This is a genomic window from Pirellulaceae bacterium (assembly GCA_019636385.1).
In the GTDB taxonomy this organism is placed as follows: domain Bacteria; phylum Planctomycetota; class Planctomycetia; order Pirellulales; family Pirellulaceae; genus Aureliella.
In genome coordinates, this window is sequence record JAHBXT010000003.1 from 682,984 (window position 1) to 695,465 (window position 12,482).

General features: G+C 54.6%; 11 protein-coding genes. 10 read left to right on the forward strand and 1 reads right to left on the reverse strand.

What is annotated here, in order from left to right; translation table 11 throughout:
• Positions 1-56: 56 nt before the first annotated feature.
• Complete coding sequence (locus tag KF752_13375) at positions 57-353, reverse strand: hypothetical protein (protein ID MBX3422539.1); 297 nt, start codon at positions 351-353, stop codon at positions 57-59.
• A gap of 44 nt (positions 354-397) precedes the next feature.
• Between KF752_13375 and KF752_13380 the strand changes: the two genes are divergently transcribed.
• The 10 genes from KF752_13380 (at position 398) to KF752_13425 (ending at position 12,028) form a co-directional block, all read left to right on the forward strand.
• Positions 398-1,306, forward strand: coding sequence for a class I SAM-dependent methyltransferase (locus KF752_13380; GenBank protein MBX3422540.1), 909 nt, complete (start codon positions 398-400; stop codon positions 1,304-1,306).
• A 12-nt stretch (positions 1,307-1,318) separates the two neighbouring features.
• Entirely contained in the window at positions 1,319-2,095 is a 777-nt protein-coding gene (locus tag KF752_13385; GenBank protein ID MBX3422541.1) for a glycosyltransferase family 2 protein, read from the forward strand.
• A 235-nt stretch (positions 2,096-2,330) separates the two neighbouring features.
• Positions 2,331-3,671, forward strand: coding sequence for a DUF1552 domain-containing protein (locus KF752_13390; GenBank protein MBX3422542.1), 1,341 nt, complete (start codon positions 2,331-2,333; stop codon positions 3,669-3,671).
• A gap of 24 nt (positions 3,672-3,695) precedes the next feature.
• Positions 3,696-4,769, forward strand: coding sequence for a TIGR03032 family protein (locus KF752_13395; protein ID MBX3422543.1), 1,074 nt, complete (start codon positions 3,696-3,698; stop codon positions 4,767-4,769).
• Entirely contained in the window at positions 4,693-6,495 is a 1,803-nt protein-coding gene (locus KF752_13400; GenBank protein MBX3422544.1) for a tetratricopeptide repeat protein, read from the forward strand. Before KF752_13395 ends, KF752_13400 begins: the two co-directional genes overlap by 77 nt.
• A 481-nt stretch (positions 6,496-6,976) precedes the next feature.
• The gene (locus KF752_13405; protein MBX3422545.1) at positions 6,977-7,189 is read left to right on the forward strand and encodes a hypothetical protein; all 213 of its coding nucleotides are present in this window, start codon (positions 6,977-6,979) and stop codon (positions 7,187-7,189) included.
• Positions 7,190-7,522: 333 nt separating this feature from the next.
• Positions 7,523-9,205 carry a biotin/lipoyl-binding protein gene (locus KF752_13410; protein MBX3422546.1) on the forward strand — a complete coding sequence of 561 codons (1,683 nt, stop codon included), beginning with the start codon at positions 7,523-7,525 and terminating at the stop codon, positions 9,203-9,205.
• On the forward strand, positions 9,202-10,041 hold the full coding sequence (locus KF752_13415; protein MBX3422547.1) for an ABC transporter ATP-binding protein: 840 nt from the start codon (positions 9,202-9,204) through the stop codon (positions 10,039-10,041). The genes KF752_13410 and KF752_13415 overlap by 4 nt, the downstream gene beginning before the upstream one ends.
• 4 nt (positions 10,042-10,045) lie before the next feature.
• Positions 10,046-11,368, forward strand: a complete 1,323-nt coding sequence (locus tag KF752_13420) for an ABC transporter permease (GenBank protein ID MBX3422548.1) — start codon at positions 10,046-10,048, stop codon at positions 11,366-11,368.
• A gap of 225 nt (positions 11,369-11,593) precedes the next feature.
• Positions 11,594-12,028 carry a hypothetical protein gene (locus KF752_13425; protein ID MBX3422549.1) on the forward strand — a complete coding sequence of 145 codons (435 nt, stop codon included), beginning with the start codon at positions 11,594-11,596 and terminating at the stop codon, positions 12,026-12,028.
• The last annotated feature ends 454 nt before the right edge of the window (positions 12,029-12,482 follow it).

The following is a 12,482-nucleotide window of genomic DNA, read 5'->3' on the forward strand; positions in this document are numbered from 1 at the left end:
GGGCACAAGGTGGCTAAAGGCTATGTCTGTGGTGGCCAATCGCCAGCCAACTGCCATTAGAAACTACCCATTATAAGACCGAAACGTTTGTCGAGCGAATCTATCCAATCCGGATCAGCGTCAGGTAGTTTGGAATCGATTATTCCAATTGTACCAATGAAATCGGCGGCGCGCCGAAACGCATCGGCGCACGTTAGGTTAGGGACAACCAATACTTCTCCACCCTCTGGCGACGGTAGCCATCGAAAGAAAACCGCCGACTCGCAGCAATGCTCGCCACGGCCTGGACGGGTGTCTAAAATAATGAATTCCAATCCGCCGGCCGACATGGCTGCGGTTAGTGAAAAATTCACGATAATCTTCACCTTGTCTCCATTACGGGCTGCGAGAACTGCGAGTGCCACAGAAATCTACGACTGCTGTTACCGGCGCGCGTGTCGTACTTGAGAGAGTCGTCGATGCCGACAGCGGTGACGTTTTTTCGATTGTTCAAGCGGACCAGACAGGGCATCTGACCACGCACCCAGTGCCAAATGACTTGAATCGTTACTACTCGGCCAGCTATCACGGAGATCGCCATGGATTTACCGCACGCTACTGTGATTGGCGTCGCTTGCGCATCGTCCGAAGCTGGCTGGCAAGTGCGTCACCGAAATGGTTGGATGTCGGCTGCGGCGATGGAACGTTGATTGATTCGGCGCGTCGCCAGCGGTGGTCGGTATATGGCGTCGAGCGGTTTCCAGAACTGGCGCGCAAGCGCGGGTTAACGGTCTTTGGAAGTCTAGATGAGGCTGGGGCTGAAGGTCCATTCGATTGTGTGACGCTCTGGCATGTCCTGGAACATCTAACTGAGCCACAGCAGGACTTAGAGACAATTCATTCTCTGCTGAAACCCGGCGGCGTTCTCATCATTGCAGTCCCGGACGCCGGGAGCTGGGTGGCGCGTTGGTTTGGCCGGCATTGGCTGCACTGGGACGTCCCGCGCCATCTGCATCACTTTTCAGCCCGTAGTTTGGGTGGCTTGTTGGCGACGGCAGGATTTGAAGCGCAACAACTACGTCGCTCGGAATATGAATACGATCTGCTGGGGTTCGCGCAAAGCACCTTGAATTGGCTGGGGTTCGCTCCGAACACATTCTTCAAGCTGTTGACCAAACGCCGCGTCCAACAGCCCACCTGGTTAAAACTGACTAACTTTGTCTTAGGCGGCTGGCTGTGTGCGGTTGCCGCTATTCCAGTCGGCTTGTGCGGGTTGCGGGGCCACGGTGGGACACTTATTTTTTTTGCTCGACGCCGAGATCTGTAAGGAAGTCGTTGAATGTTTCAAGATAAAAAGGTCGTCGTGGTTATGCCGGCCTACAATGCCGCTCGAACGTTGTTGCAGACGTACCGCGAGGTCGATCGGCAGTTGGTGGACGAAATTGTCTTGGTGGACGACGCTAGTGTGGACGATACGGTACGCATAGCTCATGAACTTGGTTTGCATGTTCTTCAGCATCCACGCAATCGCGGCTACGGTGGCAATCAAAAGACCTGTTACACCAAAGCGCTGGAGCTGGGTGCCGACATTGTGGTGATGTTGCACCCGGACTATCAGTACACGCCGCTGTTAATCCCTTCCATGGTGCCGCTGATTGGCAATGGACTTTACGACTGCGTCATCGCTAGCCGCATCCTGGGTGGAAAAGCGCGGCGCAGCGGAATGCCGCTATACAAGTATGTCGCCAATCGTGGACTAACCTTTGCTCAGAATTTGCTGATGAGTTCCAAACTCACCGAGTTTCATACCGGCTATCGTGCGTTTTCTAAACGGATTCTGGAGGAGCTGCCGCTGGAGGAGAACTCAGATGATTTCGTGTTCGACAATCAGATGTTGGCACAGATTATTCGGGCCGGATTCCAAATTGGAGAGGTCTCCTGTCCCACGAAGTACTTTGCTGAAGCCTCGTCGATCAATTTCCGTAGATCTTGCATCTATGGTCTTGGCTGCCTGGGTACCGCCAGTCTTTATCGACTGTCGCAATGGGGAGTCTATCAATCGCCAATCTTCAGTCCCACGGGCCAGCGGCTCAGAGTGCCACCACAGGACGTGTGAGTTTCGTCGGTGCCTCGGCGGGTTTTCCTTTGCGCGCATTGCACTATTGAGCTCAACTTCTCTGCAAGCGAATGAACTCTGGCGTGGGGGCTGTCAGCGTTCAGCATTCAACTTGGCGACACTGTAGTTTATAGGCTCCGCAGGGTTTGCTATAATAGTTCGGCGTCGAGTGTACCAAAGTGGCCAATTCGAAGAGTTGCTTGGAACTCAAGCGATTTCCAAACAAGGATTGCACATGTTGAGACGATCTATTTCCAGACGCACGACTCTCAAAGGAATTGGGACCGCCATCGCCTTGCCACTGCTGGAAGCGATGGAACCACGTCGGCTGTTGGGTGCTCAGGAATCGGCCGCCGCAGTCCGCTTGGCATTTCTGTATGCTCCGAACGGCAAACACATGCCCGATTGGTTACCACACACAGAGGGTTACGACTACGAACTGCCGCGCACTCTGCAGCCGCTGGCAGGTCTAAAGGCAGATTTCTGTGTGCTGAGCGGCCTATCGCACAAGAAAGCAGAAGCCAATGGAGATGGTGGTGGCGATCACGCTCGTGCGCTTACCACTTTTCTAACTGGCACTCAAGCCAAGAAGACCGACGGAGCAAACATTCGCGCCGGTATTTCAGTGGATCAGGTCGCCGCGCGTCACTTAGGACAATGGACACGCTTACCATCATTGGAGATGGGAGCCGACGCGGGCGCTCAGTCGGGTAATTGCGACTCAGGCTATAGCTGCGCCTATTCGTCGAACATCGCTTGGATGACCGAGACGCAACCCTTAGCCAAGGAAGTCAGCCCAGCATTAATCTTCGATCGGCTATTTGGCTCGGGACGGCCTGGCGAGACGGCTGCAGCCGGCCAGCGACGGTTGCGTTACAGCCAAAGCATACTCGATTTGGCGTCAGATGATGCTCGACGGCTGTACCACCGACTAGGACAATCCGACAAACGCAAACTGGATCAATACTTAACGGCGGTACGCGAGCTTGAGTTGCGAATCGCCAAAGCCGGTTCGGCACCGCCAGTCGATCAACTGCCCATGTCGCGACCGGCGGGAATTCCCGCTGACTATGCTGAGCATCTGCGACTGTTGGCCGATCTGTTAGTACTGGCCTTTCAGACAGACTCAACGCGCGTAGCTTCGCTGGTACTGGCCAATGAAGGCAGTAATCGAAGTTACGGATTCCTAGATATTCCCGAAGGTCATCACGATCTATCGCACCATGAAGGTAAGGCGGAGAAGCAAGCTAAGATTCAAAAGATCAATCAGTTTCATGTGACCCAGCTGGCCTATTTTCTTCAGCGACTGAAAGAAGTGCCCGAGCGTGGCGGCACACTTCTGGACAATTGCTTGATCGTGTATGGCAGTGGAATCGCAGACGGCAATGCTCACGCTCATAACAATTTGCCCATCTTGTTGGCTGGCTCAGGCGCAGGAGCCGTACGACCAGGCCGTCATCTAGCCTATCCCGACGGTACGCCGCTAACCAATCTGTACCTGAGTATGCTAGGCATCATTGGTATCTCCGTAGACCGGCTGGGTGATAGCACTCATGCACTGTCGGATCTCGCATAAATATTTTCGTCAAGACCATCACCGATGGATTCCCCAGTTAACTCGGCCGGCGGTCACAGAGACTCCCCCGTCGACCCAGAGAAGACTAACGTCGCGGCTCCGTTGCAGCGGGAGGTCGAATATACGCATACCAGCAACTTTGCAGCGGTGCTTGAGCAATTGGGTGTATCGCTGTTGGTGTCGACTTACCAAGCTGGCAAGCTGATTTCGATTGGTACTCATCAAGGACAGTTGGCTTTTGCGTTCCACAATTTCGAGCAAGTGATGGGAGTGGCTGTCGCCCCAGATCGCCTTGCTGTGGGGACGCGCCGACAGATTTATTTTCTGAATTCTGCTCAGGATTTGGCACCGCGCATTGAACCTTCAGGAACCTATGACAGTTGCTGGCTATCGCGGATGTCTTTTATCACCGGTAGCATTCATGTTCACGACCTGGCTTGGGGCAGCGATGGATTGTGGGTCGTCAATACGCTGTTCTCCAGCCTCTGTACGCTCAGCAACCAATATAATTTTGTGCCGCGCTGGCAACCACCGTTCATTTCGCAGTTGGTCGATCAGGATCGCTGCCACCTCAATGGCCTGGCGATGGAATCTGGACAGCCTCGATTTGTTACCGTGCTAGGCCAGACCGATCAACCGGCGGGTTGGCGCGACAATAAAGTCAGTGGTGGCGCGATTCTGGAGGTGCCCAGCGGTCGGGTCGTATCGCGGGAGTTATGTATGCCACACTCGCCGCGTGTCCACGACGGGCAATTGTTCGTACTGAACTCAGGGCGAGGCGAACTGGTGTGGATCGACAGACGCTGCGGGCAGTCTCGTTCCATTGCCCAGTTGCCCGGTTACACGCGCGGACTGGCATTCGCCGGTGGCCTAGCCTTTATCGGGCTGTCGCGCATTCGCGAGACCAATATTTTCGGCGGTTTGCCGATTGGCCAGCATGCTGAAGAATTGAAATGTGGTGTAGGAGTGATCGATATAGCGACTGGCCGGACTGTGGCTACTCTGCAATTTCGATCCGGCGTTGAAGAAATTTTCGCTGTCGAAGTTATTTCGGGCTCACGCAACCCCAAAGCTGTGTGGGCCCTCGCTGGCAGATGATGGCGAAAAGGAAATTTGGGTAGTACCCGCACCATCGCCTGAACACGAGTTGCGGGAAGCGGCCGGCCAGTCGTCGCTGAATTTCCTAAGCTATATCACGGAAGGCAAAATTGCTCATGAGCAAGGTCGCTTGGATGAAGCCTTAGAATTGTTTCAAAAAGCGGCTGCGCTTCAGCCCAGAAATGTGGAGGTGCACAATCTGCTGGGTAATTTACTGCAAGACTTGCACCAACAGAGTGCAGCTATTGCCTGCTACCAGCAAGCCATTGAATTGGAGCCTGACTACGCCCCTGCGCATCAGAATTTGGGTGTCATCTGTGCTGCGAACAACCAGCCCCACGAGGCGCTCAAGCACTACGAAGCCGCTCAGGCCAGCCAGCCGAGCCCAGTGAATCTGGTGTTGGGCGCGACCATGCTGCCGATCATGTATCAGTCTCAGGAGCAGGTCGACTATTGGCGTGAGCGCCTGGAAAAACGAGTAGCGGCACTGGCCGATTCCGGCGTGAAGGTGGATACTAGCCGGTCGATGATTCCCAGCAGTTTCAACTTTGCTTACCACGGTCGAAATGATCGTCCCGTCATGCAGAATTTGGCCCGCATCTATCACGGGGTTCAGAGTTGTCCGGCCGCCATGGGTACAAACTGGCGGCCCCAGCGATCGCGACCACGTATCGGATTCTTGTCGGCACACTACTGCAATCACACGATTGGGCGGCTGAATTTAGGGATGATCGAACTACTGCCAAAATCAGAGTTTGAAGTCTCTGTCGTCGCTCTGCGTCATCATGACGACGATTTCTCGCGGCGATTTAAACGCGCCGCCGAGAGCTACGTGGAGGTGCCGCGTGCCCCGGAAGCGGCCAGACGAATGATTGCCGAGTTGGATTTGGATATTCTGATTTTTTCTGACATTGGAATGGATGCGCTAACTCAAACTCTGTGTTATTCGCGTATGGCACCGATTCAAGCCACTACCTGGGGACATCCTGATACTACCGGCAGTCCACACATCGACTACTTCATTTCGACAGCGTTGGCTGAACCAATCGATGCCGACGGGCACTACAGCGAGCAATTGGTCAGGCTGCCGACGATGGGAGTCTATTATTATCGCCCGCAATGTGAAGGACCATCGCGCAGCCGCGAGTATTTTGGACTGAGCCCGGGTCGCCATTTATACTTGTGTCCGCAGACCTTATTTAAGTTCCATCCGGAATACGATGCGGTGATTCGTGGGATTTTACAGGCAGATCCGCTTGGCGAGCTGGTTGTGATCGAAGGCCGCGTACCCGTTTGGACCAAAGCGCTGTTGGCCCGATGGCAGCAGACTTTGGAAGATACATTGCCCCGCGTGCGATTCATTCCGGCCGTTGCTCAGCCGGATTTCCTGCAACTGCTCAGCCTGGGAGACGTCATGCTAGACCCCTTTCCCTTTGGCGGTGGCAATACGACCTACGAAGCTCTGGCCATGGGCACGCCGGTTGTCACCAGCCGAGCGCAGTTTCTGCGAGGGCGTTTGGCGCTGGGTATGTACCACCGCATGGGTATGGAAGATTTGATTGCCGACAGTCTGGAGCATTATGTGGAAACCGCCGTTTGGCTTGCCACGGATGGCGACTATCGGCATGCCATGCGACAAGCCATCGTTGATACGCGCGACGTACTTTTTGAAAACTCTCAAGACGTGGTAGATGTTGCCGAGATGCTACGCCGGTGGTGCTCCTGAGCATCACGGTCGATGGTATGAGTTCGTTCCGTAGCCGATCTTTGCGTTTCAACACGTGTGAACGAAGTTGCCAATCGACGGCCGATAGGAGTTCGAGGCTTAGAGCTGCTGAAAGCAGAAAACTGTGCGAAGCGTCATCCAGAACCAGTGCGTCAGTATCGCCAGCAACCGTCGCGATAAGCCCCGGACCGCAACAAACTGCAAAGAAAAATGTCGGTGCCAATCCGCCATCGGCCTGGGCCCCAGGTCCCCTGCCATCGGCAATCACCGTTCTCCCCGGTGCTATGTCGCGCGTCGTTATCGAGTGGCCCGATAATGCGATCGTCAATCGCTGGCGGCGAGTGACGATTAAGGCTAACGGCGAGACGGGGCTAGGTACACCGGAAGTGTTCCGGAGAATGTATATGCTCTTCGCAGAGAGTCCCCAACTACCACGCTCGCCGATTGGACTCAAAGTGAATTGGCGAGCGCAGCTACGCAGGTGGCAGCACTCATCCATAAGCGCGGTACCACGCTTCGGCTGGGGTTAGCTCAAGCCAAGCCAGCTACGAATGTCCTAGCAGCTCGCGATCGGCTGTTGGCTCGAGCAGATACCGCGAATCATCGCACCCTCAAGTGCCGGCGCGAACTTTTGGACAGCAGGATGCCAGTTGAGTCGATTGATCAAGCCATGGACGATTTGTACTCGCAGTAAATCTGCAAGATGATTAGGGCGCAGTATTTTGAGACCGTTCACGCAGATAATTTTCCGAATTATGGGGTGGCTCGCGCGATTCCGCTCCTAGGTTCAGCGCAGCATCGCAAGCTGACCGATAAAGATTTATCGTAAATGTTCATGGAATTTTGATTACAGAGCGTCTTTGTGGCTGTACGGGTATTTCCGGCAGGCCGAAAGTGCCGATGTTCGGGGCTGCGGTGGGGCGAGTTTGCAATTAGAATGGAAGTTCCTCGATCGGTGGGCCAACAACGTCAAGCCCGGCCGTTCCCCAGCTACTAAGCTCCCCTCCACTTCCAGGATGGCCCCAGCGTGTCTGCAATCAAATCACTCAGGCGAAATTCCCACCACGGTCGCGGCCTGATTTGGCTAATTGGTTTAGTGGCCGTGGTGTCATTGAGCTTCTACGCTTGGCGTCAATTTAGCGGGAACGCTAGCGGAACGTCACTCAAAGAGCAGCCTTTGACGGTCGCTGCCGTCAAAGCGCCGTTTGATCATGTTGTGCTGGAACAAGGCGAGATTGAGAGCAGCTCGAATATCGATGTGATCAATGAAGTCAAATCGCGGGGCAGTACCGGTACCGCTATTCTGTGGGTCATCGAAGAAGGGGCTTTTGTCAAGAAAGGTGACAAGCTGATTGAACTCGATTCTTCCGCTCTGGAAGACGAACTCAAACGACAGCGCATCACGGTCTCCAGCGCCGAGGCGCAAGTCATTAGTAGCCAGGCTACCGTACGCACCAACGAGATTGCCCTGCAGGAGTACCTCAACGGCACCTATCAATCCGAACGTAAGGCCATTTTGTCTGAGATTGCAGTGGCCGAGCAACAACTGCGTAACGCCGAACTGAATTTGGATAGTGCTCGTCGATTGGCTGCTAAGGGTATGTTAAAAGGTTTGCAAATCGAAGCGGAAGAGTTCTCGGTGTCCAATGCTCGCAATGTCTTGGAATCGGCCCAAGCCAGGCTGTCGGTGCTTGACAATCTGACCAAAGAAAAGAATCGCGTGCAGTTGGAAAGCGATATCGAATCTGCGCGCGCCAAGCTCAGTTCCGACCAAAATGTGTTGAGCGAGGAGCAATCCAAACAGAATGAGATTGAGGACCAGATTCGCAAGTGCAACATCAAGTCGCCCTCAGATGGTATCGTGGTATATTACAACCAGCGTAGTGGTCGAGGTGGAAGCGAGTTTATCGTTGAACCCGGTGCGATTGTTCGCGAGCGGCAAGCAATAATTCGCTTACCAGATCCTACCAAGATGCAGGTCAAGGCGCTGATCAATGAATCGCGAGTCGTGCGCATCTCTGCCGGAATGCCGGCCAAAATCCGCGTCAGCGCGTTTTCCCAGGAACTGCTGGCACGCGTGTTACGAGTCAACAAATATGCCGAGCCGGGCAGTTGGTTTAGCTCGTCGGTAAAGCAATATGCAGCCTACCTGGAGATACTTGACCCACCAGAGGCTATTCGCACTGGTATGTCGGCAGAAGTGCGTATTTTCGTGGAGCAATTGCCCGATGCATTGCAGATTCCGGTGCACGGAATTTATGAGTATCGCGACCATCATTTCTGTCTGGTCAAACGCGGCCAGCAGTGGGAGACACGTGAGATTCAGATCGGTGCTACCAATGAAAAAATGGTGACCATCCTGGCGGGATTGGCGGAAAAGGATGAGGTCGCCTTGAATCCACGCAACTTTCTATCGCTGATGACGCTGCCGGTTTTGGAAGACCCAAGTCAAAAGGTGGAATTGGCCAAGTTCACGAACCGCGAACTGCCATCTGGTTCGTCAGCAGAATCAACTGTATCGCCCGAGTCCCAGTCGCCGGCCAATGGTCAGCCGATTTCATCGGAGCGTCGTGGACCTCCTGGCGATGGATCGCAGCGACGTGAAGGCACAGGCAGTGGCCAGTCGCGAGAGGAACCGGGGCGCAGTGGTCCTCCGGGAGGCGCTGAGGCAGGCGGCCAACGCCGCGAACGACCTGGGCAGGACCGATGAAGACTGCATGTTCGATTCGCGACTTGAAGAAAGAGTACGTGCTCAAGGGCGAGACCGTGCGGGCGCTGCGCGGCGTGTCGTTTGACGTGCCCGAGGGCGACTATGTGGCCATCATGGGGCCGTCCGGTTCGGGTAAGAGTACCCTCTTGAATCTACTGGGATGTCTGGACCAACCCACTTCTGGCCAGTTGTTGTTGGGCACCGATAATGTGGCCACCATGACCGATAACCAGTTGGCAGAAATCCGTTCGCGACGCATCGGTTTCGTGTTTCAATCGTACAACTTGATCCAACAATTGACCGTCGTCGAAAACATCGAAGTGCCGTTGTACTATCAGGGACGGCTAGGCGCTGAGCAGCGTCGGCGCTGTGTCGAACTGGCGCGGCGAGTGGGCTTGGAGGATCGTTTAAGCCACCGGCCCACGCAACTGTCTGGAGGTCAACAGCAGCGAGTCGCCATCGCACGCAGCTTGGTGAACGATCCCTATTTCATCCTAGCCGACGAGGCGACTGGAAATCTAGACTCGCGCACGACAGCGGAGATTCTAGCGCTGTTCGATGAGCTGAATGGCGAAGGAAGGACCATCATCATGGTCACACACGAAGACGAAGTTGCCTGTCGCGCCAAACGTGTGGTGCGCTTGCGCGACGGATTGTTGCAATCCGACGTCACCAATGATCCTGGGCAGCGTCAGGCAGCCGCCCGGCGAGCTTACATGGAAAGCTTGACCGCCGCACAACTCGCCGAACAGGCAACAGTCGCCAACACCTCCAGCCCAGCCGCAACGACCGCTTCCGTGCAGGCCTTGAACAAGAATTCGGTTGAGAACGGATAACGATATGCTGTTTTTCCGAACGTTGAAGTTAGGCGTCAAGAGCCTGTGGCTGCATCCGCTCAGATCGCTGTTAACGGTGCTGGGTATTTTCATTGGTGTGGCCAGCGTCATTTGGCTGTTGGCGATTAGTGAAGGCATTAGCCGCGAGGCACAGCGACAGATCGAAAGTCTGGGTGCCGACACGATCATGATCCGTTCGGTCAAGCCGCCCAGCGAAAAGATGGCTGTGGCCGGAGTCACTCCCTATGGGTTGACTCGCGAGGAGTTCGACATGCTGGTATCCACGATTCCAACCATCACCAGCGCGATTCCCATTCGTGAAATCCGGCGACAATTCCAATATCAACAACGAACCGTTGATGGGCGACTGGTCGGTTGCACTCCCGAGTACGCTGATATCACACGACTGACTGTTGATCGCGGGCATTTCATCAGCGATGCCGAAAACTTCAATACGGCCAATGTGTGCGTGCTGGCCGCTCGGTTGGCCGAGCGACTGTTTCCGTTTGAAGAGCCGATTGGCAAGCGTGTCTATCTGCCGGAGAATCAGAACTACTATCTGGTCGTGGGAGTGCTCAAGCATCGCAACGCCTCCGCCGCCATCGGTGGCTCAATGGAAGCTCAAGATTTCTCGAACGACATGTACATTCCCATACGTACTCTACAACAGCGTATCGGTGATATCGTTGTTCGTCGCAGCGCAGGGACGTTTGAGGGCGAAATGTTACAGCTCAATCAGATTACGGTCCGAGTCAATCACGTCGACAATGTCCGCAGCACAGCGGCAATTATCGAAAATGCACTGGCGCATCATGACAGCATGCAAGATGTGGCTGTGGTCGTGCCGTTGGAGTTGTTGGAACAAGCGCGCACCACACGGTTGATGTTCATGGTCTTCATGGGGCTGGTGGCTGCCATCAGCTTGTTGGTTGGCGGAATTGGCATCATGAATATTATGTTGGCAACCGTGACCGAACGGACTCGTGAAATTGGCATTCGTCGGGCGCTGGGGGCCAAGCAAGCGCACATCATCTCGCAGTTTTTAGTCGAAGCGGCCGTGTTAAGCGTGGTCGGCGGCGTCACCGGGATATTGGCTGGCATCTTCTGTCGCCCCGCCGTGGTGATGGCTCGTCAATTCGCCTCAAAGCATTATCCAGAGGTCATGAATTCACTGCCCGAGGTGGTCCGCAATCTCACGCCCAGCATTGTGCTGGCTTCGATTCCGATCGCCTTCTTCATTTCCATTGCGATTGGGGTCGTGTTTGGGCTGTTTCCGGCGATCCGGGCCGCCAAAATGAATCCCATCGAAGCTCTGCGGCATGAATAAAGGTGGTCGCCACCGTCGCTTGTTTCGTTTTCACAGCAGGCACAGATGCAGGTCGTAGAGCCATTGCAGCACTCACCAACTGGCGTGTTGCCTGGACGCAACCTGGAGCTGTCGGCCCGGCCATTTTCAGCAGAAACTTGGGAAAATAGAGTATGCGGCATTTCCTCTGCCGCAAATTGACGTATGGTTCAGATGGCGATTCAATCAACCACCTGGAGCCACTACATGAAATTCATAGCCCACTTAACTTTTCTGGCCTGTTGTGTGAGCACAACTGCGTCGCAGATTTGTTCAGCAGAAGTAAATACCTCCTGGAAACCGCTTGGTCAAGTAAAAGTTGACAAAAATACGCGATCCGGCACGATTGCGTTCCGTCCAGAGCTAACTCTGGAGGAAAACAACCGTCGGCGGGCCGAACATCGGGACACTACCTGCAACGTCCGCTTGGAACTACCATCGTCGCAACTGGAAAGTTACGCACTAGTTGACCGGCCGGTTCAATTGCGAGTTGCCGGTCAGGTCTATACGGGCCGCGTCACCGGGTTGTTTTTGACTCCCGAAAACCGCGTCGTGCTGAGCGCAGAAATCAAGGACAAGACTGTTGAAAACCGGCCTCGCTTGGCCCATGGAGAAACGGGCACTCTGAGTATCGGAGAGTAGTTATTTGGGCATCTCGACTCTCCGATATCTCAGAGTCCCGCTCGCACATGAACTCGCACACGCTTCAGTTCACCCGATGTCGGGCTCTCCGGCCCGACATCGGGTACCTCCTTTGACAGCAAGCAACAGAGTGGGGCCGTTGGACAGACCCAGTAAAGTAGAAGCCGAACCAACCGAGCCGTTTAAGCAAGCGTCCCCAGCTTCTTTAACAATTTACAGGATAGGAACAGCTTCGTCGGGTGCCCGGGCAACTTATGAAAGTCGAATTTACCATAGGACGTTTTTGCCTGTTCATCAATGCAATCAAGGACTATTGCGACAATTGGTAACGTTCGGCTGGCTTGATAACATTCACCAACAGCGCTTGCCAGTGCACGGTTTCCTAGCGATTGTCCTTGGTGACTGCGAGAGACATCTAACCAAGCTAGCACGGCCACAGGCAGATGCCGTTTAG

Coding starts and splice junctions, on each gene's coding strand:
- KF752_13395 (MBX3422543.1), top strand. CDS start 3,696: ATGGATTCCCCAGTTAACTCGGCCGGCGGTCACAGAGACTCCCCCGTC.
- KF752_13415 (MBX3422547.1), top strand. CDS start 9,202: ATGAAGACTGCATGTTCGATTCGCGACTTGAAGAAAGAGTACGTGCTC.
- KF752_13420 (MBX3422548.1), top strand. CDS start 10,046: ATGCTGTTTTTCCGAACGTTGAAGTTAGGCGTCAAGAGCCTGTGGCTG.
- KF752_13385 (MBX3422541.1), top strand. CDS start 1,319: ATGTTTCAAGATAAAAAGGTCGTCGTGGTTATGCCGGCCTACAATGCC.
- KF752_13390 (MBX3422542.1), top strand. CDS start 2,331: ATGTTGAGACGATCTATTTCCAGACGCACGACTCTCAAAGGAATTGGG.
- KF752_13425 (MBX3422549.1), top strand. CDS start 11,594: ATGAAATTCATAGCCCACTTAACTTTTCTGGCCTGTTGTGTGAGCACA.